Here is a 24,617-nt window from a genome sequence, read left to right on the forward strand (position 1 = left end):
ATAATTGAGTGATGGCTGGAAAAGCACGTTTCTGTAGATATTGGTTATCATGCGTAATAAAATTAAAAGTTATACCACTTAGGATATTTTAAAATTACCTCCAGGTGTGCTAAACCATTGAGTAAATTTAGCTTAATATGACATATGCACTCCCCAGTTTGACGACTAGCCAGATGTTTGGGCAAAGGACAATTCGACCGCTGGGTGCTGCCTCCCTATGTGGCATCGCCTTTATTCAAGATCATCTCATTGCTATTGACAGTGACAAAGGGCATCTGCTAGAAATTGACCCTTTATCTGACAACACCAAAATTCTGAATCCTCACCAAGTGAGGGAGTTTACAGATGTCACTGGTTTGGCAGTCTGGGAAGATACTCTCTGGGTTACGCGAGGTAATAGTGTTTATTTATGCAAACTAGGTTCTTTAGGTCTAGAGCATTTTGTCACCTTACCCTGCACGGCTGATGGCATTGCTGTATGGAATTCTACCATATATATCAGTTGTGAACGACTAGGAAATATACTAATTTTTGATCGGGATACACGCAAAGAAATTACCAAGTTCTATGCCCCAGGAGTAGGGTTAGAAAATTTGACAGTAAGCGAGGAAACTCTTTGGGTTTGCGACAAAGTTGAACAAACAGTGTACTGCATTGACAGAGCTACAGGAGAAGTTCAATTTAGCTTATTAACACCGTTTGACTCTCCTTCAGGCATAGCAATACACAAAAATGCCACAACTGGCAAAGAAACAATCTATGTCGCTTATGCTTCAGAAGAACCTTACATCCGGGATAACCCAAACGCTGACCCCAATTATGAGTTATCATACCGCGACAGAACTTTTATTCACCCACTACAATATCATTACGACCCAGAAAAACGCTACGCTCTTTCTAACGGCTATCTCGTGGAAATGTCCTATGCTGAAGAAATTTCACCCTTAGAAGAGGCCTATTTACCAGAAGTAGAATGGCGTATTGCCCTACCCTCAGAAACTTATCGCCAGAAGGTAAGGCACGTTGAACCAATTGGGTTACCTTTTACAGAAGAAATCATTGATGGGCAACGTGTGGCAGTATTTAAATTTGATGCCCTCGCCCCCGGCGAAAGACACCTGTTTGGATGGAAAGCAATTTTGGAAGTGAGGGGAATTAAGTATCGCCTCACCCCAAAAGATGTGGAAGACATAGAAGAAGTACCATCAGAATACCAAGCTCGCTACTTAGTTGATGATGACGACTTGGCAATGGATAGTAACATTGTCCGCCGTGCTGGTAGAGAAGCAGTGGGTACAGAAACTAATCTGTTGCGGAAAATGTACAACATCCGTAATTATGTTTATGATGAGTTATCTTATGGAATTAAACCTCACATAGACACTCCAGATGTGGTGTTAGAACGTGGTGTTGGTTCCTGCGGAGAATATGTAGGCGTCTTGCTAGCTTTATGCCGTTTAAATGGTATCCCATGTCGCACTGTTGGGCGTTATAAATGTCCCCCCTATGGCGAACATCAGCGTGTTCCTCTACAGCCAGATTACAACCATGTTTGGTTAGAATTTTATATCCCAGGTTTTGGCTGGTTGCCAATGGAATCAAATCCTGATGATATAGGTAAAGATGGACCATATCCTACTCGGTTTTTTATGGGCTTAAGCTGGTTTCATATTGAAATTGGCAAAGGACTCCCTTTTGAAACTTTGACTAGTAAAGGTTCACGCCTAACAAAAGAAGATCTCTCAATTGGTGAGTTAGCTATTAATCACATTCGGTTTACGATTCTTGAAGAGTTACCACCGTTTTAGGAAAACAATATCGTAGAGACGTTCCGCCGGAACGTCTCTACTTTACGGTTGATATGCAGAAAACTCGCAAATTGAATGAAATGGGCAAAAACGACAGTTGCTTCCTGGATTAGGGGGAAAGATTTTGCTAAAATTACTATTGTGTTGTTGATATTTTTGTAAATCTTGCTGGTGCTTTTGCGCAATATTTGCTAAGTCGAATTCTATTGAATCTAATTCGTTTTTAGTTACACTAATTAGTTCAGATTCTTTGCGCAATTCTAAATTATAAAATGAAGCTACTGCTTGGTATCGAGGGTAAAGATATCTAGCTGCTAACAAATAGACTAATGCTTGTCTTCTGTCAAAAGCAGATTTTCCTGTTTTGAAATCTAAAATATGCAATCTGCTATCAGAATCAACAAAAACACAATCCATTGCTGCGTATAAACGGAAGCAGTAATCGTTATGTTCAATCAAAATAGGTTTGGGAAAACCTTCATCACCTCTGCTTAATAAAATAATGCGTTTGTCTGACAGCAATGGCGCATTGTGGTAGTTTGTTAAAATTTGTAGTACGCGGTGCTGAACTTCTGTAGTTGAATTGTGTAATTTCAGCAGTTGTGCAACTTTTTCTACACCATCTGATTGGTTTAATAAGTGTCGATTGTAATGAAACTCGTAAACGCCTTTTTGTGCCAGCAAGCCAATGCGCTGGGATGCATTAATTTTTGTCGAAAGCGCCCTGACTTGTGGTTCATTCTGCCGCGCCTTTACAAACCCCCTTCTCATTTGGCAATGCCAGCGCTGCTGCCAGGGAGCTGGGGCAATTAAAGACCAAAGGTGATAACTGGCAAAAGGTGAGTCGGGGGTTGACATTGCTGAAAATCAGTGCGAAAAATACGATGGGGACAAGTATCCGCTTCGGAGCGATCGCCACCACTTGGCTCAGGCTTTGAGATTAACTATATAGTTATGATCTAGCATCATACTATGGGCTGAAATATATCCCTAACGTCTTTGACTGCGCTACTCCTGAGATACTGATACTATTGTGGCAAATATTTTCGGTAATTCGGACACTCAAGCAAAGAGCAAAAACGCCAAAATAAAGAAAAACGATCTTTTGGTGTCAAGATAAAACAAATGAAAACACTTGCTACTCTACTTACATCCATTGTTGTAGCTGTCTGGGTATTGGCGATCGCTATCCTCTCTGTGCAAAATGCTGAACCTGTATCTTTAAAATTTCTCACCTTCGTATCAATTCAAATCCCAGTAGGTTTACTACTAGCTTTTTGCGCCTGTGTAGGGATAATTGGTACAGCACTTCTTGTGCCTATGTGGGGTATAGCTGGTTCTACACAGCGTAATCCTCGTTCAAATGAGGATGCTGAGTTTTTTGTTGATGAAGATTTTTAAAAGATAATCTCTTCTTAAACTTTTGTTAATTTAATTAGACTATGGTGAGGATGTGTTGAAAAATACAACTGACCAAAGTAATAAGCAAACATGCTCGCAACCAAAGAGATTCTTAACAATTTAAAAAACCCAGACATGATTGCTAGGGGTTTAAAAGTAATAACATACACAATTTTGGGCAAGGATATGCCCTTAGAAACACATGACCGATATATATTAGAGAAAAAAATTATTCCTTACTTTGTTCATCAACAAGAATTTACTAAAGTCCTATTTGTAGGATGTGGATCATATACAAAACACTATGAAAAATGGTTTAAACACAAAAAGTATTGGACTATAGATATCAATCCAATGAAAAAGATTTATGGAGCTAAAGACCACATTATTGGCTCCATGAGTGATTTAAACCTTCACTTCCAAGAAAATTATTTAGATTTAATCATCTGCAACGGCGTCTTTGGGTGGGGATTAAACGACAGGAATGATGTGGAAAAAGCATTTGGGACATGCTATCAATGCTTGCGCACTGGTGGTGTCTTAGTAATTGGATGGGATGATGTTCCCGAAAAGAAACCTTTTCCACTAGAAGCATGTGAAAGTTTAAATCAATTTAAACCCTACTTTTTCCCACCTTTATCAACTTCACAATACACTAACCCTACAGATAAATCTGACAAACATACATTTAATTTTTATGTGAAGTAAGAAACCCGACTTCTTTAAGAAGTCGGGTTTCTAAAAAGTCTGGTTTCTGATTGTTATTTCGTATCCATCCAATTTTCACCTACACGCACATCAACTACCAAAGGGACAGTCAAAGATACTGCGTCTTCCATTACTAACTTAATTTGCGGTTGTAATTCTTCCCACTCTTGTGGGGGAACTTCCAACACCAATTCATCGTGAACCTGTAACAATAATTTAGCTTGATAATTCTGCAAAACTGATTGCAGTTTTACCATCGCAACTTTAATAATATCCGCACTAGAACCTTGTATTGGTGCATTAGCCGCAGCCCTTAGTAACCCAGCATCAAAAGCACCGATATTTTTGAGTTTACTCAGATCGATATCGGCTGGTTTATTACCCTTAAACCTTCTCAAGGAGTCAGTTGTAAATTCAAAATAGCGCCGCCGCCCAAGGATAGTTTCTACATAGCCAAAAGCGATCGCTTGTTTCTTCACCGACTCTAAATATTCAAACACTTTTGGATAGCGTTGGTTAAAACGTTTAATAAACTCCGATGCATCAGCTTTATCTACACCAGTGGAGCGGGAAAACCTGAGAGAACCCATCCCATAAATCACGCCAAAATTGATTGTTTTCGCGAGTCGGCGCTCCTCTGATGTTACCTGCTCTTTTTCAAAAATTAATCGTGCCGTTACCGTGTGAATATCCTCGTTATTCTGGTATGCTTCAACCAACACTGGCTCTTGACTCAAGTGAGCTAAAATCCGCAACTCAATTTGAGAGTAATCAGCAGCCACCATCAACCAACCTGGTTCTGGTAAAAAAGCTTTGCGAATTTGGCGACTAAAAGCAGTACGTATAGGAATATTTTGTAAATTTGGTTCAGAAGAAGACAACCTACCAGTTGATGTCGCCGTCTGATTAAAATTAGTATGCACCCGCCCTGTATCTGGACGTACCAATGTTGGTAATGAGTCCACATATGTAGACTTCAACTTAGACAAAGTACGATACTCAATAATTGCTTCAATTACACCAGTTTCATCAACTTCTCGCAACTTTTCTAATGTTGCAGCATCTGTAGAATAACCAGTTTGGATTTTCCGAGAATATTTTTTTTCTAACTTCAACTTTTCAAACAATATATTGCTCAATTGTTTGGGAGAACCCAGGTTAAATTTTTCTCCTGCATTTTCATAAACCTGCTGTTCATGCTTAGCTAAATCTATTTCTAACTGTTGAGAAAGTTGTTGCAGGTAAGCTGTATCTATGCGAATTCCCTGGAATTCCATCTCCGCTAAAACAGGTTCTAGAGGTTGTTCCACTTCCACTAAAAGCTGATGTAAATTGGGAATTTTATTCAATTCCTCACGTACTTTTGGTACAAGTTGGAACGTGGCATAGACATCCATACCACAGTAATCCGCTACGATGGGAATATCCAAGTCGCCGATGGTTTTACCTTTAGGAACTAAATCGGCATAATTCTTCATTGTCAATTCCAAGTAACGCTGAGCCAAGCTACTCAAACTATGATTCCCATCTGGATTAAGTAAGTAACTTGCCAGCATGGGGTCAAACACTACCCCATCTAGCTTAATTCCTTGACACCTGAGCATCAAGCGGTCAAACTTAGCATTTTGTAAAGTTTTAGGATACTTAGGACTTTCTAAAATTGGGCGTAGCGCAGTCAAAGCATCTTCTAAATTTAGATTATCCCCTACTTTATGACCCAAAGGAATATATGCTATTTCATCTAAGTCAGTTCCCCAACAGCAACCAATTCCTACCAAATAAGCGTCCCTTGGTTCTAAATCACTAGTTTCCGTATCCCAAGCAACAGGTGTCTCTGGATTAGTAAATTTCTCCAAAAGCTCAACTAATTCAGTTAGTTTAGCTTGCGTATCAATAATACGTGGTTGAATTGAAGAAGTAGATTGCTGTTGAAATGCGGCTGTATCAGCAGCACTGAAAAACCACAAATCCTCACCTTGATTTAATGGATTAATTACATCATCCGTTTCATTCGTTCCGGCATTAATTGCCTCATCCGTTGCCGTAATATTAATTGCGTCATCTGTAGAGACGCCCCGGTGGGGCGTCTCCACCTCAACCGTGCCACCCAACAATTGCTGAATCTCGTTGATTTTACCCAAAAAAGATTTAAATTCTAATTTCTCCAGTATCGGCACAATATCACTAGTATTAAAACCTTTCAATTGACAATCTTCTAAATCAACTTCTAATGGTACATCTGTAACTAAAGAAGCTAGATAACGAGAGTTTTCAGCGTCTTCTTTCCCAGCTTCAAGTTTTTTCTGAGTTGCTCCTTTAATCTCACCTAATGAGGCGTAAATTTGTGCAAGAGAACCGTAATCATTAAGCAACTGTACTGCTGTTTTGTCGCCTATACCTTTGACACCAGGAATATTATCTGATTTATCACCGCAAAGAGCTTTATAATCAACAACTTGAGATGGCAAAATACCAAGTTTTTCTTTTACTTGTTCTACACCAATTTCCGCGATACTATTTGTAGAACGCTTCAGCGCTTCTGGACTAAAATACAAAACACCAATTTCTTTTTCTGGGTCGATTAGTTGAAATAAATCGCGATCGCCTGTGAGAATTCTCACTCTATACCCAGCGCTATTTGCTTTTTGTGCTAAAGTTCCTAAAACATCGTCTGCTTCATAACCTGGAGCCGTGACAACTTTTATATTTAACGCATCTAGCAACTCTTGCAAATTTTTGAGATCGGGAACGAAATCTTCTGGTGTCCCAGGACGATCCGCTTTATAGGTATCATCTGCTTCATGACGAAAAGTTGGCAATCCTAAATCAAAAGCGATCGCCATAGAAGAAGGTTGTTGAGTAGCGATGACTTCAAGTAAAGATTTGAGAAAGCCAAAACAAACACTTGTGGGAATTCCTGTTTTTGTACGAAGTCCCCCGTCTCGTCCTTTAGCTAAAGCGAAGTAAGAACGAAAGGCGAGGGAATGTCCATCTACTAGGATGAAAGTGGGGTGTGTTGTTAAGGAATCGGAAGCCAACTGAGTTATACTAATATCTTGGGACATAGTACTATTTTAGCCAGAAGCTTCCGTCTTGCCATCAGTCAGTAGGATAAATTAAGCTGTTTCTTCGATTTTGGTTTGGCGACGACGACGCGATTTCACCATCCCAAATGCACCTACGCCCAGTAGAGCAGCTACAGTAGCAGGTTCTGGTACAGAAGCGATGTTGTCTTTACCAACATCAACCACAAAAACTAAGTCGTTAAAGTCACGATCTGATCCAATACCGTTGTTTCCATTACCTGTCCAACCTTTTGTGCCAAACAAATCCTCGAAACCTATCAATAAATAACCGTCAAAATCATAAGCAGCAATTACGTGTTCCATTGTATCGGGGTTTTGCGTGGCGTCAGCACCGTAAATATTTTTAGTGTTGGTTGTCGGATCAGTTCCATCCACCGCTTTTGGGCTAGCTCCATTCGCTTTCAACCAGAAGTTTAGTAGCGTGCCTGCGGATAGATTACCCAGGTCAACATAATCACCAACATTCAATTTACCATCGCTACTGGGTTTCTCGCATTGATTTCCATCTTGACAAGAAGCATCTTTAAAAATCATTCCTTTTTGATAACTAGAACCATTAATCGCTTCAAAAGCTAATTGGTTTTTATAGGCAGCACCTTCGTTAAGGAACCAAACGCGAACATTGTGATCGCTTTTTAGCTGTAGCTTGGTGGGGTCTAACTTTGTTAATTTGTTCTCTGGAATAGCAATTCCTTCTTTTTGTACGTATTGTTGAAAGTTGGGAATCAAAGCTTGAAATCCGGAATTGTCAGTTGATTTGCTGTTTACTTGGTGTTGGGTGAGATTGTTCCACTCATCGGCATTTTTTAGTGAAGCTGCATTTGCCGAACCCATTACAGATATACCAGTTAAAGTAACAGCAGCAAATAGTCCGCTTAAGAGTTTCTTATTCATCAATTTCCTTTTAATTTCTTGTACTCAACGGATGGTGTTATTCACCCCATGTACTTGGTTACTGGTTTGTAACGAAGTGTTTCATGTGTGCATATTTACTTGATATCTCAGTAATCAGTTTAGTGTCTACATTTACAAGCTATCTTTTTCAATGCTTCAAATAATTTGTATTTTTTTATACTTAAATTATTTAAAATAATACTGTTTTGACCTATCGAGTTTTTTTTGTAAACCCTCTCTATTCAAGAAATTAGTAGGATTACTGAATAAATTACTAAAGGAGCCTGAACTAAAAATCTACAACTGTATTTATCGTTAAAAATTATTTTTTGAGTAGTTATTTATACATTAAATCATTAATAATATAAATGTGATTTCCTGTGAGTAGACTGTTAATAACAATTCTCCTTGTCGAGGCAACAAATTGATCGCCCCGATGAATTTGGGAGGTTGGGGGGATCTTATGTAGCCAGTTTTTAGCGAAACGGTATAACCTTTGATGTGGGACTTGATTGAAGTGGAAATTTATGCAAGAATCTACAGTTCAACAGAGATCAACAGTCGCTCCAAAAACTACCTTGGACATTCGACTGCTGGTAGTAGATATTGACGGTACGATCGCTGGAGAATCCAACAGTATTAGCCCCGCAGTAAAACAGGCAATTACCGCAGCACAACAAAAGGGTATTAGAGTGGCGATTGCCACAGGCAGGATGTATCGTTCCGCGTTGCGCTTTCATCAGGAAATTGGTGCTAATTTACCGTTGTTAGCTTATCAAGGCGCTTGGATTCAAGATCCGGCAACTGACACAATCCATCGCCATTTAACTGTTTCTTTTGAAATGGCACACAAGCTACTTGATTATTTTGAACAACCAGAACTGCGTAAGCTGTTATCCGTCCACTTCTACATCAATGACGATCTTTATGTTCGGGAGTTAACCACAGAAACAGAAATTTATGCTCAACGTTCTGGCATTACCCCCATTCCTGTTGGCGACTTACGCCAGATGACAGATAATGAACCAACAAAAGTTTTGGCGTTGTGTGATGACAAAGATGTGATCGATCAGTTACTGGGGAACTTACGCCGCCAATACACTCCGGCGGATCTGTACCTTACCAAATCTGTTGCTACTTTTTTTGAAGCAACTAATCCCTTTGTTAACAAAGGAGCTGGAGTGCGTTACCTCGCTGAAGAACTGCTAGGACTACAACCAACTAATGTCATGACTATTGGTGATAACTTTAATGATGTAGAAATGTTAGAGTATGCTGGCTTGGGTGTGGCTATGGGCAACGCACCACCACAAGTTCAAGCGATCGCCCAATGGGTAGCTCCCAATGTTGAGCAAGATGGAGTGGCTGTGGCAATTGAAAAATTTTTGCTATGCTAGGGTAGTAAAGGCGTTTTCTCGAACGTCTCTAATCTAATGCGATTATTAATTGTTTAGTAATCATGCTTTGAAATACAAATAATGTAGAGACGTTCCAACGGAACATCTCTACTAATCAAATCAGAAAGGACACCGACGACTGGCCGTGTTTCGTCTCGGTGTCCTTGCTGGTTCGCTCCTCACACACTTGATAATATACTCGAAGTTTTTTGGTTAGTCAACAACTGATACAAAACTTAATTATTTGTGGGGATCATAATTCATTCAAGGCAGAAATGCCTAGTTTTTCTTCTAGTAGAAAACTTAATACAGATTGAGTAGCCATAACTAAGCCTAGTCGGGATTGGGCTAATTCTGGGAACTCAGTTCTGGTTTCGCCCCAAATACGACAATTATCCCAGAAACAAAGAAAAGCTTGAGCCAAGCTCAGAGTTACCTTTTCCCACGCCGTTGGAGAACGAGGGCAAGAAAACTCTAAGTCCACAACTTCTACTAATTTTGAAATCAAACCCCAACTAGCCGGGTGATTAAATCGAAGGTGCTCTTCACAAAGCCAAGGAATAGGCTGGAGTCGGCTTTTAATTAATCCCTCTTGATGTGCTAGCCGCAGTAATGAACAACAACGGGCATGAGCGTATTGGGCGGTGAAGAGAGTTTGTGAGTTTGTGAGTGAGGGAGAAAGGGAGTCAGGGAGTGGGGGAGAATTTAAATTCATCATCTCCCCTGCTCCCCTATTCCCCTGCTCAAGAGTTCGCCTACCCCCCTGCTCCCCGACTTCTTCAACAAGTCCTTGTAACCAAGCGGCTAAGAAAGGGTGAGTTAATTCAAAATGAATCCAACCTGGGGAAACAATTTGGAGTTGGAATTCTTTGTTAAAGTTTCTTGATATATGAGAAGCGATAGCGTTAGCTATCTCTAAAGCCAAAATTTTTTCAGATTTTGCCAATCGCAGTGCAATTCCCGAAATATATAGAATTCGCTCAATATCTCTACCTTTGTGTAGAGGAATTTCTTCATTTACTATGCATATCGCTTGTTTTAGCTCAGTATTTATGCTGGTTGCTGGAATGATATAACTGTATATTAGCTGTCTAATTGCTGTATACTTACTTAAAAGTATTTTTTTTTACACATTTATCACTAGATTTTTTTTCTTCATGCAAACTAAGGGTTTTAGCACATCTATCTTAAGAGATAAAATATTCTATACAGAGGAAAAATGAGAATTTTGCAAATTTTTCTTGAAACTGAGTAAATTTTACTACCATCATTGTACAGTAAGAGTATAACAATGATAGTAGGACTTTAGTTTCTACCTTTGGATGGCTGGCAGTGTTGGGTGTTGAGCCTAACTTGCCAACACAAAGACACTCCTTGCACCCAATTATTACGTCTTTGTCTTCAGCCGAACGCTCTTTGTTACCTATGCAATCTCCATCCTCCTTTTCTGAGGCCTCACGTCCTTTTCTAACTTGGCAACGCATTATCGATTGGGCACAGGAACACTACCGGTGCCGCACTTTCAGCAAAGATGAGCGCATTCCAGCAAGACCTGGATTGCTATATCTGGTGCAAAGGGGTGCGATCCGCATGGTAGGAACAGCCCAAGTGAGTGCCACCGCCAGTCAACTAACGTCTCGACGCATTAACAGAACACCCGAAGAAGCTTTCTTAGGGTTTGTTGGCGCTGGACAACCATTTGAAATTGTGGCTCAGTCACCATTCACACTTCAGGCATACGCCCACGTTGATCAAACAGCGGTGTTGTGGATGTACTGGCACGACCTAGATAACTGGCCTCACTTCCGCCGCGAAGTAATGGACGCCTTTAGATACCAGCACCAGCGCAAGCTGCTGTGGCTGAGTGCTCTAGGACAACGGCGCACAATTGACCGACTCTTAGGATTCCTCACATTATTGATTGAGGAATATGGAGAGCCGGCAATGAGCGAAACCGATCCAGACGTAATTCGCGGTTATTGTCTACCCTTCCCTCTCACTCATGCCCAAATCGGCAGTGCGATCGGTTCGACTCGTGTCACCGTCACCCGTCTAATGGGTAAGCTACGTCAACGCGGCTTAATCCTAACTCAGGGGGATAATTTGATTTGCTTGCCCGCCGAGTCGATTAACAGAGCCAGCTAAACTATAAGGCGATCGCCATTCGTCAGCGAATTTTGACAAACCCGGCTTGGGAAATCATTTCCTGTCCTTGTTCAGTTAAAAGAAAGTTGGCGTAAGCAGAACCTGCAAGTTGTTCGCTTTGACCATTCTGTTTGACCACCACAAACAGATTGCGAGTAATTGGGTAATTTCCAGATTGGAAAGCCTCGATGTTCAGTTTGTTCCGTTTACCAGGGCATAAATTCGGGAGGACAAATGGTTCTTGGTAGGGAGCAACATACTGCCCTTGTGTCCGCCCCAACGGCAAGGGCTTGATTGAACATTGGGGAACAACCTCCGGGGCAGAAGCGAAATAGATACCACCAGGACTACCAGCCACTTTTTTTAGTGCTTGGGTGGTAGTGGAAACAAATTCCACATTGGGCGAGAAAGCTTGACCACCCAATATGTCTTGGACAAAAAGTTCTACAGTGCCACCGTCACTAAGGCGGCGCGAATATGCTTGGATCGGAACATCTGGACCACCCAGTTGATTCCAATTTGTCGTCTTACCCGTATAAATCGACCGTAACTGCTCGATAGTTAGTCCGGGAATATTTAGGTTAGGGTTAACTGCTACCCCTAAGCCATCAATTGCTACGGGAATTTGTTGAAGAGTAAACCCACGTTGCCTTGCACGGCTTAACTCTTGGTCTTGGATGGGTCGTGAAGATTGAGCAAACGCTAGTTGACCATCAATTAAAGACTGTATACCAGTACCAGAACCAGGACTACTGCTACTAGGTTCAACATAACGCAGTCGAAACTCTGGTCTTGCCGCTTGGATTGCTGAATCAACAGAAAGCCGAATTGGTGCCCAAGAAGTACTGCCGCCATAATTAAATAATCCAGTAGGCACATTTTGTACAGAAGTAAAATTACTTCCTTGTTGTCCTGACGAAGGTCGATTTCCCGTGTCATTACTACTAGAACTAGGATTATTCGATTGACCAGTGATTTTACTCAAATCCACAGAAGACTTTCTCGTAAACCACCACAAACCACCAGCGATCAAAGCAAGTGTAATTAGTAAAGATAAGACCAGAATTGGTGTTTCATTTTTTTGTGACATAACAAATTACCATTGAAAATAATCATTAAGTAGGTAAGCGTAAATAAAAGGCTTGTAGTAAGGGCTTTAGCCCTAAGCAGCCCTGAACGCTCTCACGCTACTACGAAATTAACGAATTCTCACAAACCCAGCTTTAGCAATTAAATCTTGACCTTGATTTGTCAGCAGCAAATTAGCGTAAGCCTCTCCTGCCTTTTCGTCTATTTGACCATTTTGTTTAACAATCACAAATAAACGTCGGGTAATCGGATATTCACCACTTTGAAAAGTAGCTGTATTAAGTTGGTTACGTTTTTGCGGACAATCACTCAGCGGCACAAAAGGCTGCTGGTAAGGCGAAATTAATTGCTCTGGTTTACGTCCCAATGGGATCGGCTTAACAGTACATTGTCCAACTACTTCCGGTGCTGAGGCGTAATAAATTCCGCTCCGGTTTTTTGCTACTTGTCCTAAAGCTTGTGTCGTAGTCGGAATAAATTGTACATTTGCCCCAAACTTTTCTTTCTCTAAAACATTCTCGACAAAAAATTCGATAGTACCTCCTTCTTCCAAACGGCGAGAAAATGGTACTATTGTTAAATTAGGACCACCAACCTGTTGCCAATTAGTAATTTTACCAGTGTAAATTTCTTTAAGCTGGGAAAGAGTTAAACCGGGAATGTTAAGATTGGGATTTACTGCGACTGCGATCCCATCGATCGCTACCGGAATTTCTTTTAAAGTAAAGCTTTGCTGTTGTGCCTGCTGGTATTCTTCAGGTTTAACTGAACGCGATGACTGAGCAAAGGCTAGCTGGTTATTCAACAGCATCTTGATGCCAGTGCCAGAACCAGGAGCGCCTGTAGTGGGATCAGTGTATCGTAGTTGAAATTGAGGTAATGCCGTTTGCATGGCTGAATCAACTTCTTTACGAATCGGCGCCCATGTGGTACTACCTCCATAGCTAAATAATCCGGAGGGAACATTGGCAACGCTGGTAAAATTATCACTATTTGATTGCCCTTGTAGTTGAGTTTGATTGTTGCTCAAAAAACCTAAATTAATACCAGATTTACTAGCTAACCACCAAGCTACTCCACCCACTAACCCTACAGTAATCAGTAGGGCTAGAACCAAAACTGCTGTTTCGTTTTTTTGCGACATAGCCGTTTTTCGGTTAATGTTTTTTATTTAATTCTGACAAATCCAGCCTTTTCAATTAGCTCTTGCCCTTATGGGGTGAGCAGCCAAGGCTAGTAGCGCCGAAAAGAGTAGATTTATAAAAATAGAGATAACAATTTGTAAATTAAACGGAATAAAGCTGTAAGTGCGATCGCTATTAAACCAGCCGCAACACATAACATGACAACATCTGGAAAACTTAAACCACCGCGCAAAAAGGGTAAAAAATAGATTAAAGCCACCTCCACTGCTGCTATAATTAGCATCTCAGTTTTTTCAATCCATCGTCGCCTTTGACCAAAAATCAGTACTGAGACAATCACCACCGCAGCAGCCAAGGTAATTAATGGGACTTTGAGTACACTGTAGGCGGAGATCGCAATCCATCCGCCTTCAAAACCACTAAACCCAGCACCCACTAGAGTTTCCAGTAGAGAAAATTGCGGTACCGAGGGAGTACGCACGGGAGGAGGCTGTTTTTTTTGTGCTGGTTGTGGTTGGCGGGGATTAACTTGTGTGGGGGCTATTGGTTTGGCAGGAGAATTAAGTGCATCCAACACTTCTTGGGCTGATTGATAGCGTGCAGCTGCTGCTGGGAGAAGCATTTTATCTAAAACATCAGCAACGTGAGGGTTAACATTTACGTACTGACGCCATTTCCACTGGTTACTATAAGCGTCAAATAGATGAGCGATCTCCTGCTGACCTGTTAGTAACATGACGATAGTTACTGCCAAGGCGTACAAGTCAGTGGAGGGAAATACTTGACTACCAGCCATTTGTTCTGGTGGTGCGAATCCCAAAGAAAAAATTCCGGTGGAAGAAGCCGTTGCCCCTGGTGGAGAAGATGCCACTTGCTTAACTGCACCAAAATCGAGCAAGTAGAGTTTGCCATTGCGATGGCGCATAATATTCGAGGGTTTAATATCTCGATGAATAATGCCTTGATCGTGAACAAACTTGAGAATCTTGAGAATTTCTTGCAGGACGAACATTGCTTCAGATTCAGAGAACTTGCCCTTTTGAGCTAATTCTTCCTCTAAATTTTGTCCGTCAATGTATTCTTGTACTAAGTAAAAAAACTGGTCTTGAATTCCTCCTTGTAAGCTAGGAACGATCACAGGAAAGAAAGCAAACAAGTCAGGAATTTGCTCGTGTTGATGACCGATATCTTCTAAAACTACTGCTTCACGTTCAAACAAATCTTGTGCCAGTTGCATTTGAGTCGGACTCAAATCTCCTGCTGGCTGAAATTGTTTAACCACGCAGTAACGCATTCCTGGGGTATAGCGATCGCGTGCTAAAAATGCTGCCCCAAATCCACCCCGCCCCAGTAGCTTTGTTGGTAGATAGCGCCCGACTAAAATTAGCGGCATTCCACAGGTGGTACAGAATTTTTGTTGTACCGTTCTGAGAGTGCGAACATCATCTAAATCCGAGAAATGATTTTGTGGGCGAGGGCAACGTGGACGAGTGCAGTAAATTTCCATGTTTATTCTTCGTCAAGCATCAAGAGTCTTTTGTCACTTGTCAAGAGTCTTTTACTAATGACAAATGACTAATGACTAATGACCAATGACAAAACTTTAGTCTTCATCAGAGTCGGGCATTCCTGCATCCAATGCATTAAGTGCCAAGCTTTTATGTGATGACTTTAACACATCTAAATTCCATCCGGGGGTAGCAAATTGAGGCAAAATTTCTCGGCTGAAAGCTTCTGCCGCCTTAGATTTATAGCGATTGGGATTAAAAATTAACCACAATGTCCGCTTGACGATCACACCTTCAATGGGAGCACAATGTAGCACACCCATTTGTAACTCTTTAGCAATTGCCGAAGTAGAGACAAAGGCAGCGCCCAAACCTGACTGCACAGCATTCTTAATTGCTTCGATGGAATTTAGTTCCATTTCTATTCTAAAACGTCGTGTATCTATGTCAGAGCGGGAGAGTACTTGGTCAATCACCTTGCGGATAGTTGATTGGGAGTCAAGAGCGATAAACTGTAGTTTATAAAGATCTTCTCTGTGAATTGCCTCTAGTTTGGCAAAGGGATGTAACACAGGGATAATCAGCGCTAGCTCATCTTCTGCATAAGGGATAATTTCCAAGGATTCCGCCAGTTCTCCTGGGATCTCACCTCCAATAATTGCTAAATCAACCTGTCCATTGGCTACACTCCAAGCAGTTCTGCGTGTAGAGTGGACGTGCAGTTGCACTGCCACATCTGGGTATTTTTGCCGAAACATGCCAATCATTCGGGGGAGAAGATAAGTACCGGTGGTTTGAGAAGCACCGACAATCAAAGTACCACCTTGAAGATTTTGTAGATCTTCAATCGCACGACAGGTTTCTTGGCATAGACTCAGGATTTTTTCCCCGTAGCTGAGGAGTAAATGTCCGGCTTCGGTTAGTTGGGCACGACGCCCACCGCGATCAAATAACGGGACATCTAATTGCCGCTCGAGATTTTGCACTTGCAAACTCACAGCAGGTTGGGAGACATAGAGGCTATCAGCAGCACGCTTGAAGCTCCCTTCTGCAGCGATCGCTTTGAGGATACGTAACTGATCTAAAGTGAAAGGAAGGTCAGACATAAGGCTAAACCCACAAACAAGAAAGGAGCATCATTGAGGCATACGTACCAACGCACCATCTTCTGAACGCAGCCACACCCCGGATCTCTCCTGAGGTGAACAAGCGCGACTTAAAAGGAGCGTTGCTTTCAATCCATAAGAAATTCTCACATTGGATGTGTTCTGAGTTGTTTGTTTGTCAAAAACAAACCAGCAATTCATAGTTTTGTGATTGAGCCGCGTCATTTATTGCATCTTAAACTTGGAGGCTTTACTCGAAAAAGACAGTAGCACAACATCTTGACTAAAGTCCCCCTTTGAATAGTTTGTGGTATAGATTGTACTGTGTTAAGTTTTCCTTAAATTACTTCTATGAGTGTATATGATGCTGCCGACTTGGTTAACTTCTAGCCATTTTGTCATGCTGGGACTACAATTGGGTTTTGTGATTGTTCATAGTGGCGGCGCTGCTGTGCGCCCTTGGGCAGAAAAATATATTGGTAGTAGGCTTTATCGCGTGTTGTTTGCGGTTGTCAGTCTTCCGTTTGCTGCCATTTTAATTATTTACTTTTTTAACCATCGCTATGATGGTCTGCGGCTTTGGCAGCTTGGGGGCATACCAGGAGTGCAGGAATTAGTTTGGGTACTGTCGGCAATTTCATTTTTGTTTTTGTATCCTGCTACATTCAATCTACTAGAAATCGCTGCTATTCAAAAGCCCTCTGTTCATTTGTACGAAACTGGAATTATTCGCATTACCCGTCATCCACAGATGGTGGGACAGGTAATTTGGTGTTTTGCCCATACTCTTTGGCTGGGAACCTCTTTTACCCTTGTCACCTCAATTGGATTGGTTTTACACCATTTATTTGGCGTGTGGCATGGCGATCGCCGTCTGTTGCATCGTTATGGTGAAGCTTTTGCACAAGTAAGACAGCGTACTTCCGTCATTCCCTTTGCCGCTATTCTCGACGGTCGTCAATCTATCAAATGGCAGGAATTTTTGCGTCCCGCTTACTTGGGTGTCGCCATCTTTGTGCTACTACTGTGGTGGTCCCATCCTCTGTTGCTTACGGCAACTAGTAGAGTAAGATTATAAGTCTAGGCTGATCCCAATTGACAGCAAACCATAACAAACATATTAAGAATTAAACTCATCTATTGCTACCAAATCAATGTAGGATCAATACAAATGGCTGTTAGTGGGGGTGCACTTTGTCGATTTAAAATTTTATTTTTGTAGTTGCAAGTAAGGTTGTCTTTATGTGCTTTGTAAATGGCAAGTCGCTCTAATTTCACCAAAAGGCAGGGGCAATTAGGAGTAAAAAATTCACAGAAAGCCACCGTGATTGCGCTGGCTTTTTTGTCAGCACCACAATTAAAGCCAACTAAAGTAGCCTGCGTTTTTGAAACAAAAGTTATTGCCTATATGAACACAAGAACAACAATTGCTTGCAACACCCTAGCACCGCTACGCGGAGGTCACGCATTCAAAAGTCAAAAGACTTCTCTAGTGAGCTTTTGTGCCATTTTGAATGGTAGCTTTATTTCCGCCGTTACGTACTAGTAACTGATGGCTAGTTTGATATGAAAACCCTGTAATTTAAGAGGCATCATGGTGTTGTCGGTAAGTGAGCGGACATTTACTCAAGAAGTTTTAGAATCTCCAATTCCCGTTTTAGTTAATTTTGAAGCACCTTGGTGCGGCTTATGTCGCATCATTCACCCATTGTTATTACAGTTTCATTCTCAATCCAGTGAGCAAATTAAGTTAGTTGGGGTGAATGCAGATGATAATTTTAAACTGTCAACTACCTATAGACTGAAATCACTGCCAACCTTACTACTGATTGAAAATGGCATTGTCAAAGAGCGTTTGGAAGGTTTTCGCGGTAGAGAAGATTTACTTCTTGCCTTAGCAGAAATTAAAGTCAAATATACCAATCGCTCACAGACTTACATGCCGGTAACAGCAAGGGTGTAGATTCCCAAATCTAAAACCAAACTTAATAACCCCACCTGATTACTGTCAAGTGGGGTATTTTATGCTTGGAGGTGTGTGTCACAATTGTTAACAGTTCCGAGGCGGACAGTTGTTTGTGGTTCAAACTATCCGCAGCACAGTCCAAAATTAGTGAAGAATTATAAAAATAGGCGTCAGTGATGGAAGCAATCTATCAAAATGCCTGGCTGATTCCGGTCTTACCTCTTCTTGGGGCAATGCTGGTCGGTCTAGGGCTAATATCATTAAATCAGGTGACGAATCGCCTGCGGCAGCTAAATGCGGTCTTGATTATCTCGTTGATGGGAATCGCCTGCGGGATGTCAATCGCCTTGCTGGTGAGTCAAATTCAAGGACACGCCCCCTATATCAACACCATAGAATGGGCAGCAGCAGGTAATTTCCACTTGAGCATGGGCTACACTGTTGACCACCTAACAGCTATGATGCTGGTGATTGTGACCACAGTAGCACTCTTGGTCATGATTTACACAGATGGCTACATGTCTCACGATCCCAGCTATGTCCGGTTTTACGCCTATCTCAGCTTGTTTGGTTCCTCCATGTTGGGTTTGGTCGTAAGTCCCAATCTGGTACAGATTTATATCTTCTGGGAACTAGTTGGGATGTGCTCGTACTTGCTGGTAGGTTTTTGGTACGATCGCTCAACAGCTGCAGATGCAGCGCAAAAAGCATTTGTCACCAACCGTGTCGGTGACTTTGGTTTGCTGTTAGGCATTTTGGGTCTTTTTTGGGCAACAGGAAGCTTTGATTTCGGTGAGATCGGCTCTCGCCTCGCAGAACTTGTGCAAACAGGTTCCCTCAGCAACGTTATCGCCATTGTGTTTGCGATTTTAGTGTTCTTAGGTCCGGTGGCTAAATCAGCCCAATTCCCCCTGCATGTCTGGCTACCAGATGCAATGGAAGGTCCCACCCCCATCTCAGCATTAATTCATGCGGCAACGATGGTGGCAGCCGGAGTTTTCTTGGTTGCCCGGATGTACCCGGTGTTTGAACACGTTCCGGCAGCAATGAACGTAATTGCCTTTACTGGGGCATTTACAGCGTTTTTGGGAGCAACGATTGCCATTACTCAAAACGACATTAAAAAAGGTTTAGCTTACTCCACCATTTCCCAACTCGGCTATATGGTGATGGCAATGGGAGTAGGCGCTTACAGTGCTGGTCTGTTCCACCTGATGACCCACGCCTACTTTAAAGCAATGTTGTTCCTTGGTTCTGGTTCCGTAATTCACGGTATGGAAGCAGTCGTCGGTCACGATCCGGCTTTAGCTCAGGATATGCGTTTAATGGGAGGACTGCGGAAATACATGCCCGTAACAGCGATTACCTTCTTCATCGGTTGCGTGGCAATTTCTGGTATCCCTCCCTTTGCTGGATTCTGGTCAAAAGATGAAATTCTTGGTCAAACGTTTGCCGCTAACCCCTTTCTTTGGTTTATTGGTTGGCTAACCGCTGGAATTACCGCTTTTTACATGTTCCGGATGTATTTCACCACTTTTGAAGGTAAATTCCGGGGTAATCAGCGCCAACTATGGCAGAAACTGAAGTCTTTTGAGGGCATGGCAATTGTCACAGGTTTTGAAGCTGTTCCAGCTTTTGGTCCTGGTGCAATGACAAAGGGAGAACTCGAAGCTACTGCACACGAACATCATGATGACCACGATCATGGTCATGGTCATAGTGAGTATCCTCATGAGTCACCGTGGACGATGACTCTGCCATTAGCACTGTTGGCAATTCCTTCTATGGTAATTGGTTTAGTGGGAACACCCTTTGCCAACTATTTTGAGGAGTTTATCTATTCTCCTACCGAAACCTTAGAGGAAGTGGTAGAAGCTGCTGCTTTATTTGACCCAAATGAATTTTATGTCATGGCAGGCGCTTCTGTGGGAATTTCTTTGATTGGGATTACCATCGCTTCGCTCATCTACTTGTGGGGTAAGATCAACCCGGTGGCGATCGCTACTAAAATCAAATCACTTTACGAGCTATCCCTCAACAAGTGGTACTTTGATGACATTTACCATCGCGTGTTTGTTGTGGGATTGCGTAGAGTTGCCAGACAAGTGATGGAAGTTGACTTCCGCGTCGTTGATGGTGCTGTTAACCTCACAGGTATTTTCACTCTAGTTAGTGGCGAAGGGTTGAAATACCTGGAAAACGGTCGCGCCCAGTTCTACGCCTTGATTATTTTTGCGGCTGTGTTGGGCTTGGTGATTGTTTTTGGTGTGACTTGATTGAAATGGAACCACAGATGGACACAGATGGACACAGATAAAAGAGATTCATCTGTGTTTATCGGTGTTAATCTGTGGTTTTTTACAATTCTTGCTTTGCCAAAGGATGAAGGCAGAGGATACTTTACTTTCCTTCATCCTTCTTTATGTTTATTAAATAAACTTGAGAATGAAGACGAAGTTCTCGAAAAACTGCTAGTAAGTAGCTAGTAGTTGATAGCCGAAAAACATTATTGCTTACTTAAGAGTTCAATGAATACAGCTAATTTTCCCTGGCTGACGACGATTATTCTGTTGCCGATCGCGGCGTCACTGCTGATCCCTTTTTTACCAGATAAAGACGGTAAAACAGTGCGTTGGTATGCCTTAATCGTAGGGCTGATTGATTTTGCACTGATTGTTTACGCTTTTTATACTGGTTACGATTTCTCTAATCCCAATTTGCAACTGGTGGAAAGTTACCCTTGGGTTCCACAGCTGGATTTAAATTGGTCGGTAGGGGCAGATGGCTTGTCCATGCCTTTAATTATTTTGACTGGTTTCATTACTACGCTGGCAATTCTAGCCGCATGGCCTGTGACACTAAAGCCCAGGCTATTTTACTTTTTGATCCTAGCGATGTATGGCGGTCAAATTGCCGTGTTCGCTGTCCAAGATATGCTGTTGTTTTTCTTGGCGTGGGAACTGGAACTAGTGCCAATTTACATTCTGCTTTCCATTTGGGGCGGGAAAAAGCGGCAGTATGCAGCAACTAAGTTCATTTTGTACACGGCGATCGGTTCGCTGTTTATTTTGCTAGCGGGTTTGGCGATGGCGTTTTATGGTGATAACGTCACCTTTGATATGCGCTCTCTCGCCCTGAAAGAATACGCCCTCAATATCCAACTTTGGCTTTACGCAGCTTTCCTCATCGCCTACGCCGTCAAGTTGCCGATCATTCCCTTGCACACCTGGTTACCCGATGCTCATGGTGAAGCTACAGCCCCCGTACACATGTTGCTGGCAGGTATTCTCTTGAAAATGGGCGGTTACGCTCTCATTCGGATGAATGCCCAAATGCTTCCCGATGCGCACGCTTTTTTTGCGCCGGCGTTGGTAATTTTGGGGATTGTTAATATTATTTACGCTGCCTTGACATCTTTTGCCCAGCGCAACCTCAAGCGGAAGATTGCTTATTCTTCAATTTCCCACATGGGCTTTGTCACCATTGGTATAGCTTCCTTCACAGATTTAGGCTTGAATGGAGCAATGCTGCAAATGGTTTCCCACGGGTTAATTGGGGCAAGTTTGTTCTTCCTTGTGGGTGCGACTTACGACCGAACACACACCCTCATGTTAGATGAAATGGGTGGTGTTGGTAAGAAGATGGGTAAAATCTTCGCCATGTTTACAACTTGTTCGATGGCGTCTTTGGCTTTGCCCGGAATGAGTGGTTTTGTTGCCGAGTTAATGGTATTCGTTGGCTTTTCTACTAGCGATGCCTATAGTCCCACCTTCAAACTCATTGTTGTATTCTTGATGGCAGTGGGAGTAATTTTAACTCCAATTTATCTGCTATCAATGCTGCGAGAAATTTTCTACGGTCAAGAGAACGAAGAATTAGTTTCTCACCAGAAATTAATTGATGCTGAACCCCGCGAGATTTTTATCATCGCCTGTTTGTTAGTGCCGATTATTGGTATTGGTTTGTATCCTAAAATGCTGACTCAGGTGTACGACTCAACAACTGTACAGCTAACAGCCAGGTTACGTGATTCTGTGCCAACACTAGCACAGCGCAAAACACCTTCGGTATCTTTAAGTGCGCCGAATCTTGGCAATTAAAACTAAATCTATTAGACACCCGGTTTCTTAAAGAAACTGGGTTTCTCACTCATATGGTAGGGGCGGGTAAAAACCTGCCCTTTTTTGTTTTCTAAGATACATATTGATAAGACACTCCTTGCATTCCCTTATATTAAAGTATAATCTGCTGCTTTGCTTACCATCTTCCGCAGAATTACCTGATGAAGACACAAGAGTGGTAAGGAATACTGGCATGCATATCAGGAGGAACAGAAAGATGAGCAGTAGATTAAGAAAGCATGATGAATTGGTAATTGATGAGTTACAAAATCCCGAAATGGTAAAATCCTACCTGGGAGTTGCTTTAGAAGAATATGAGCTTGATGGCGATTTATCGTTCTTCCTTGAAGCACTGCGCAATGTCGCAGAAGCTTAGGGAGGGATGACTTTACTTGCTTCAAAAACATTCGTGTTGATCATCCATGTAGTTCGTGGTTTTGGATCTGCCCTTTTTTGTTTCCTAGAATTTATGTAGAAACAATTGAGATTGCTTTTACTTATGTTAAAGTATAATCCGCTGCATTGCTTGCCATCTTCCGAAGAACTACCAGACTCAGACGATACCCCAGTGGATAATGAACTGCTTGATTTGATCCCAGGCTTACTCAAAGCTATACTCGCGCTATTGTGGGCAAATCGTTGGGATTGGTTCTTTGGCGTGGACATGGGAATATACTATGACCCAGACAAACCAGCGATAGTCCCCGATGGATTTCTCAGCATTGGAGTAGAGCGTTTGATTGACGAGGAATTGCGTCTGTCTTATGTGCTGTGGGAAGAAAACGTCGTACCAATTTTTGTTTTGGAAGTTGTCTCCAAAAAGTATCGGGGAGAATACACCAAGAAAAAACGAAAGTACGCTGAAATGGGTGTATTATTCTACGCTGTGTATTCTTCCCGTCGGCGTAGGAAACCACGTTTGGAAGTGTATCGGTTAGTGAATGGTAGTTATGAGTTACTGCCAGGAAATCCTGTTTGGCTCCCAGAGATTGGTTTAGCAATTGGTTTTGAAAGAGGAACTTATCAAGGCATACTACGAGAGTGGTTGTACTGGTATGACGAGCAAGGACAACGCTTGCTTACACCAGAAGAACGTATTACTCAGGCTGAAGAACTAGCAACTGTTGAGCGGCAGCGCCGTCAGCAAGAACAACAGCGCCGCATTGAAGCAGAGCGGCAGCGCATTGAAGCAGAGCAGCAGCGCATTGAAGCTCAAAGGCGTGAGCAACTGCTTGCAGAAAGGTTAAAGGCGCTAGGTGTCGATCCTGAAACTTTGCTTTAAGATTATATTGATTTTTCTCAAAGACTTTATAAATCGCGATCGCACTAGGCAGTTACTGTTGTAGGTAAGATAAAAGTGAGTAAAGTTGTAATTCGGACAGAGTTTTTATGCAAATCTTTTGGTATTGACGTACTTAAAGATATTTCTACGGAAATTTATCAAGGTGAAGTTGTTGCGATTCTTGGTCCTTCTGGTTCGGGTAAGTTTATGTAGAATCTAACGGATTATAGCTTTTGTTTTATAATCAAGATAAAAGTCTACAGAATTAACGCTCTTGATATTAGCTGTATGTCCAAGCCCAAACTTAGTGACTCAGAAATTACCCAACGTGGCAAAGAACTCTACGAAAATAGTATCCGTCCTCAAGTTGAAACACCAGAAAATATTGGCAAAATTGTTTCTATTAATGTTGAGACGGGTGAATATGAAATAGGTGATGATTTACTTGTAACGAGTCTGCGGTTAAGAGCTAAACAAGCTGATGCAGCGCTTTGGGCTGAAAGAATAGGTTTTAATGCTGTCTACGCTGTTGGTGGCACATTGTTTAGGACGGCACAGTGATAAATGGAACTGTAGTTGGGCTTCAAGCTCAAATAGGTATAATTTTGTGTCTTCCAAGAAGTCCAAACATAGAAATTAAGTGCGTTGTAGATACAGGATTTGAAGGTTTTTTGACATTACCACCTGCGGCAATAGCCAAACTTGGATTAACATATGTTACCAGAATCAACGCCAACCTTGCTGATAACTCAAACGTTGCAACTAACGTTTATCTAGCGACTATTTTATGGAATGGCTTAGAGCGCAATGTAGCAGTTTTGGCTATGGGTCGTCGTCCACTTATCGGAACTGCACTACTTCAAGATTATCATCTCAGTATTGATTTTTACGAAGGTGGTACAGTTCTGGTTGATGAAATTTTGTCATCTTGAGTTTTCCCAATGAGAGTGAGCGGGAAACA

At 41.9% G+C, this 24,617-nt stretch carries 25 protein-coding genes; 16 read left to right on the top strand and 9 right to left on the bottom strand.

What is annotated here, in order from left to right; genetic code table 11:
- Positions 1 to 137: 137 nt before the first annotated feature.
- Positions 138 to 1,808, top strand: coding sequence for a transglutaminase domain-containing protein (locus ICL16_RS38110; protein WP_190836774.1), 1,671 nt, complete (start codon positions 138 to 140; stop codon positions 1,806 to 1,808).
- Positions 1,809 to 1,850: 42 nt separating this feature from the next.
- On the opposite strand, the gene ICL16_RS38115 is transcribed toward ICL16_RS38110, so the two are convergent.
- Positions 1,851 to 2,666, bottom strand: a complete 816-nt coding sequence (locus tag ICL16_RS38115; protein ID WP_190836775.1) for a PD-(D/E)XK nuclease family protein — start codon at positions 2,664 to 2,666, stop codon at positions 1,851 to 1,853.
- Between the two features lie 267 nt (positions 2,667 to 2,933).
- Between ICL16_RS38115 and ICL16_RS38120 the strand changes: the two genes are divergently transcribed.
- Positions 2,934 to 3,209 (top strand): LapA family protein, encoded by a 276-nt coding sequence (locus ICL16_RS38120; protein WP_190836776.1) that lies wholly within the window; start codon positions 2,934 to 2,936, stop codon positions 3,207 to 3,209.
- A 90-nt stretch (positions 3,210 to 3,299) separates the two neighbouring features.
- Positions 3,300 to 3,917: a methyltransferase domain-containing protein gene (locus ICL16_RS38125; protein WP_190836777.1), complete on the top strand. Its 618-nt coding sequence runs from the start codon at positions 3,300 to 3,302 to the stop codon at positions 3,915 to 3,917.
- 53 nt (positions 3,918 to 3,970) lie between these two features.
- On the opposite strand, the gene polA is transcribed toward ICL16_RS38125, so the two are convergent.
- The gene (gene polA, locus ICL16_RS38130; protein ID WP_190836778.1) at positions 3,971 to 6,982 is read right to left on the bottom strand and encodes a DNA polymerase I; all 3,012 of its coding nucleotides are present in this window, start codon (positions 6,980 to 6,982) and stop codon (positions 3,971 to 3,973) included.
- Positions 6,983 to 7,033: 51 nt separating this feature from the next.
- Positions 7,034 to 7,897 (bottom strand): DUF4114 domain-containing protein, encoded by an 864-nt coding sequence (locus ICL16_RS38135; protein WP_190836779.1) that lies wholly within the window; start codon positions 7,895 to 7,897, stop codon positions 7,034 to 7,036.
- Positions 7,898 to 8,424: 527 nt separating this feature from the next.
- On the opposite strand from ICL16_RS38135, the gene ICL16_RS38140 reads away from it, so the two are divergent.
- Entirely contained in the window at positions 8,425 to 9,294 is an 870-nt protein-coding gene (locus tag ICL16_RS38140) for a Cof-type HAD-IIB family hydrolase (protein ID WP_190836780.1), read from the top strand.
- A 253-nt stretch (positions 9,295 to 9,547) separates the two neighbouring features.
- Here ICL16_RS38140 and ICL16_RS38145 read toward each other — a convergent pair whose 3' ends face one another.
- Positions 9,548 to 10,240, bottom strand: coding sequence for a DALR anticodon-binding domain-containing protein (locus ICL16_RS38145; RefSeq protein ID WP_337907201.1), 693 nt, complete (start codon positions 10,238 to 10,240; stop codon positions 9,548 to 9,550).
- 479 nt (positions 10,241 to 10,719) lie between these two features.
- Between ICL16_RS38145 and ICL16_RS38150 the strand changes: the two genes are divergently transcribed.
- Positions 10,720 to 11,439, top strand: coding sequence for a Crp/Fnr family transcriptional regulator (locus ICL16_RS38150; RefSeq protein ID WP_190836803.1), 720 nt, complete (start codon positions 10,720 to 10,722; stop codon positions 11,437 to 11,439).
- Positions 11,440 to 11,461: 22 nt separating this feature from the next.
- On the opposite strand, the gene ICL16_RS38155 is transcribed toward ICL16_RS38150, so the two are convergent.
- From ICL16_RS38155 to ICL16_RS38175, 5 genes are all read right to left on the bottom strand, one after another.
- Positions 11,462 to 12,529 (bottom strand): PstS family phosphate ABC transporter substrate-binding protein, encoded by a 1,068-nt coding sequence (locus ICL16_RS38155; protein ID WP_190836781.1) that lies wholly within the window; start codon positions 12,527 to 12,529, stop codon positions 11,462 to 11,464.
- A gap of 108 nt (positions 12,530 to 12,637) precedes the next feature.
- On the bottom strand, positions 12,638 to 13,672 hold the full coding sequence (locus ICL16_RS38160) for a substrate-binding domain-containing protein (RefSeq protein ID WP_190836782.1): 1,035 nt from the start codon (positions 13,670 to 13,672) through the stop codon (positions 12,638 to 12,640).
- Positions 13,673 to 13,785: 113 nt separating this feature from the next.
- Positions 13,786 to 15,180: a serine/threonine-protein kinase gene (locus ICL16_RS38165; RefSeq protein ID WP_190836783.1), complete on the bottom strand. Its 1,395-nt coding sequence runs from the start codon at positions 15,178 to 15,180 to the stop codon at positions 13,786 to 13,788.
- A 96-nt stretch (positions 15,181 to 15,276) separates the two neighbouring features.
- Entirely contained in the window at positions 15,277 to 16,287 is a 1,011-nt protein-coding gene (locus ICL16_RS38170) for a LysR family transcriptional regulator (protein ID WP_190836784.1), read from the bottom strand.
- 30 nt (positions 16,288 to 16,317) lie between these two features.
- Positions 16,318 to 16,488, bottom strand: coding sequence for a hypothetical protein (locus tag ICL16_RS38175; protein WP_190836785.1), 171 nt, complete (start codon positions 16,486 to 16,488; stop codon positions 16,318 to 16,320).
- Positions 16,489 to 16,648: 160 nt separating this feature from the next.
- Here ICL16_RS38175 and ICL16_RS38180 point away from each other — a divergent pair, with 160 nt between their 5' ends.
- The 11 genes from ICL16_RS38180 to ICL16_RS38230 all read left to right on the top strand — a co-directional run bounded on the left by ICL16_RS38180 (position 16,649) and on the right by ICL16_RS38230 (position 24,588).
- Complete coding sequence (locus ICL16_RS38180; RefSeq protein WP_190836786.1) at positions 16,649 to 17,365, top strand: NnrU family protein; 717 nt, start codon at positions 16,649 to 16,651, stop codon at positions 17,363 to 17,365.
- 177 nt (positions 17,366 to 17,542) lie between these two features.
- Complete coding sequence (locus ICL16_RS38185; protein WP_190836787.1) at positions 17,543 to 17,833, top strand: hypothetical protein; 291 nt, start codon at positions 17,543 to 17,545, stop codon at positions 17,831 to 17,833.
- Between the two features lie 48 nt (positions 17,834 to 17,881).
- Positions 17,882 to 18,250, top strand: coding sequence for a thioredoxin family protein (locus ICL16_RS38190; protein WP_190836788.1), 369 nt, complete (start codon positions 17,882 to 17,884; stop codon positions 18,248 to 18,250).
- 179 nt (positions 18,251 to 18,429) lie between these two features.
- Positions 18,430 to 20,529, top strand: a complete 2,100-nt coding sequence (locus ICL16_RS38195) for an NAD(P)H-quinone oxidoreductase subunit 5 (RefSeq protein WP_190836789.1) — start codon at positions 18,430 to 18,432, stop codon at positions 20,527 to 20,529.
- A gap of 27 nt (positions 20,530 to 20,556) precedes the next feature.
- Complete coding sequence (locus ICL16_RS38200) at positions 20,557 to 20,739, top strand: hypothetical protein (protein WP_190836790.1); 183 nt, start codon at positions 20,557 to 20,559, stop codon at positions 20,737 to 20,739.
- Positions 20,740 to 20,781: 42 nt separating this feature from the next.
- Entirely contained in the window at positions 20,782 to 22,353 is a 1,572-nt protein-coding gene (gene ndhD1, locus ICL16_RS38205) for a photosynthetic/respiratory NAD(P)H-quinone oxidoreductase subunit D1 (RefSeq protein ID WP_190836791.1), read from the top strand.
- A 238-nt stretch (positions 22,354 to 22,591) separates the two neighbouring features.
- Positions 22,592 to 22,750 carry a hypothetical protein gene (locus tag ICL16_RS38210; protein WP_190836792.1) on the top strand — a complete coding sequence of 53 codons (159 nt, stop codon included), beginning with the start codon at positions 22,592 to 22,594 and terminating at the stop codon, positions 22,748 to 22,750.
- A 123-nt stretch (positions 22,751 to 22,873) separates the two neighbouring features.
- The gene (locus ICL16_RS38215) at positions 22,874 to 23,656 is read left to right on the top strand and encodes a Uma2 family endonuclease (protein ID WP_190836793.1); all 783 of its coding nucleotides are present in this window, start codon (positions 22,874 to 22,876) and stop codon (positions 23,654 to 23,656) included.
- 75 nt (positions 23,657 to 23,731) lie between these two features.
- Positions 23,732 to 23,869, top strand: a complete 138-nt coding sequence (locus tag ICL16_RS38220) for an ATP-binding cassette domain-containing protein (RefSeq protein ID WP_273039909.1) — start codon at positions 23,732 to 23,734, stop codon at positions 23,867 to 23,869.
- 75 nt (positions 23,870 to 23,944) lie between these two features.
- Entirely contained in the window at positions 23,945 to 24,217 is a 273-nt protein-coding gene (locus ICL16_RS38225; RefSeq protein ID WP_190836794.1) for a hypothetical protein, read from the top strand.
- Positions 24,214 to 24,588 carry a clan AA aspartic protease gene (locus tag ICL16_RS38230; RefSeq protein WP_190836795.1) on the top strand — a complete coding sequence of 125 codons (375 nt, stop codon included), beginning with the start codon at positions 24,214 to 24,216 and terminating at the stop codon, positions 24,586 to 24,588. The genes ICL16_RS38225 and ICL16_RS38230 overlap by 4 nt, the downstream gene beginning before the upstream one ends.
- The last annotated feature ends 29 nt before the right edge of the window (positions 24,589 to 24,617 follow it).

The sequence above is a fragment of the Iningainema tapete BLCC-T55 genome (genome assembly GCF_014698965.1).
GTDB lineage: Bacteria > Cyanobacteriota > Cyanobacteriia > Cyanobacteriales > Nostocaceae > Iningainema > Iningainema tapete.

Bases quoted from the DNA above. Each gene is read 5' to 3' on its own strand.
- ICL16_RS38135 (WP_190836779.1), bottom strand. From the start codon at position 7,897: ATGAATAAGAAACTCTTAAGCGGACTATTTGCTGCTGTTACTTTAACT.
- ICL16_RS38120 (WP_190836776.1), top strand. From the start codon at position 2,934: ATGAAAACACTTGCTACTCTACTTACATCCATTGTTGTAGCTGTCTGG.
- ICL16_RS38110 (WP_190836774.1), top strand. From the start codon at position 138: ATGACATATGCACTCCCCAGTTTGACGACTAGCCAGATGTTTGGGCAA.
- ICL16_RS38200 (WP_190836790.1), top strand. From the start codon at position 20,557: ATGGACACAGATAAAAGAGATTCATCTGTGTTTATCGGTGTTAATCTG.
- ndhD1 (WP_190836791.1), top strand. From the start codon at position 20,782: ATGAATACAGCTAATTTTCCCTGGCTGACGACGATTATTCTGTTGCCG.
- ICL16_RS38215 (WP_190836793.1), top strand. From the start codon at position 22,874: ATGTTAAAGTATAATCCGCTGCATTGCTTGCCATCTTCCGAAGAACTA.
- ICL16_RS38210 (WP_190836792.1), top strand. From the start codon at position 22,592: ATGAGCAGTAGATTAAGAAAGCATGATGAATTGGTAATTGATGAGTTA.
- ICL16_RS38125 (WP_190836777.1), top strand. From the start codon at position 3,300: ATGCTCGCAACCAAAGAGATTCTTAACAATTTAAAAAACCCAGACATG.
- ICL16_RS38175 (WP_190836785.1), bottom strand. From the start codon at position 16,488: ATGAATTGCTGGTTTGTTTTTGACAAACAAACAACTCAGAACACATCC.
- ICL16_RS38140 (WP_190836780.1), top strand. From the start codon at position 8,425: ATGCAAGAATCTACAGTTCAACAGAGATCAACAGTCGCTCCAAAAACT.
- ICL16_RS38170 (WP_190836784.1), bottom strand. From the start codon at position 16,287: ATGTCTGACCTTCCTTTCACTTTAGATCAGTTACGTATCCTCAAAGCG.
- ICL16_RS38225 (WP_190836794.1), top strand. From the start codon at position 23,945: ATGTCCAAGCCCAAACTTAGTGACTCAGAAATTACCCAACGTGGCAAA.
- ICL16_RS38190 (WP_190836788.1), top strand. From the start codon at position 17,882: ATGGTGTTGTCGGTAAGTGAGCGGACATTTACTCAAGAAGTTTTAGAA.
- ICL16_RS38155 (WP_190836781.1), bottom strand. From the start codon at position 12,529: ATGTCACAAAAAAATGAAACACCAATTCTGGTCTTATCTTTACTAATT.
- polA (WP_190836778.1), bottom strand. From the start codon at position 6,982: ATGTCCCAAGATATTAGTATAACTCAGTTGGCTTCCGATTCCTTAACA.
- ICL16_RS38160 (WP_190836782.1), bottom strand. From the start codon at position 13,672: ATGTCGCAAAAAAACGAAACAGCAGTTTTGGTTCTAGCCCTACTGATT.
- ICL16_RS38185 (WP_190836787.1), top strand. From the start codon at position 17,543: ATGGCAAGTCGCTCTAATTTCACCAAAAGGCAGGGGCAATTAGGAGTA.
- ICL16_RS38180 (WP_190836786.1), top strand. From the start codon at position 16,649: ATGATGCTGCCGACTTGGTTAACTTCTAGCCATTTTGTCATGCTGGGA.
- ICL16_RS38150 (WP_190836803.1), top strand. From the start codon at position 10,720: ATGCAATCTCCATCCTCCTTTTCTGAGGCCTCACGTCCTTTTCTAACT.
- ICL16_RS38115 (WP_190836775.1), bottom strand. From the start codon at position 2,666: ATGTCAACCCCCGACTCACCTTTTGCCAGTTATCACCTTTGGTCTTTA.
- ICL16_RS38165 (WP_190836783.1), bottom strand. From the start codon at position 15,180: ATGGAAATTTACTGCACTCGTCCACGTTGCCCTCGCCCACAAAATCAT.
- ICL16_RS38195 (WP_190836789.1), top strand. From the start codon at position 18,430: ATGGAAGCAATCTATCAAAATGCCTGGCTGATTCCGGTCTTACCTCTT.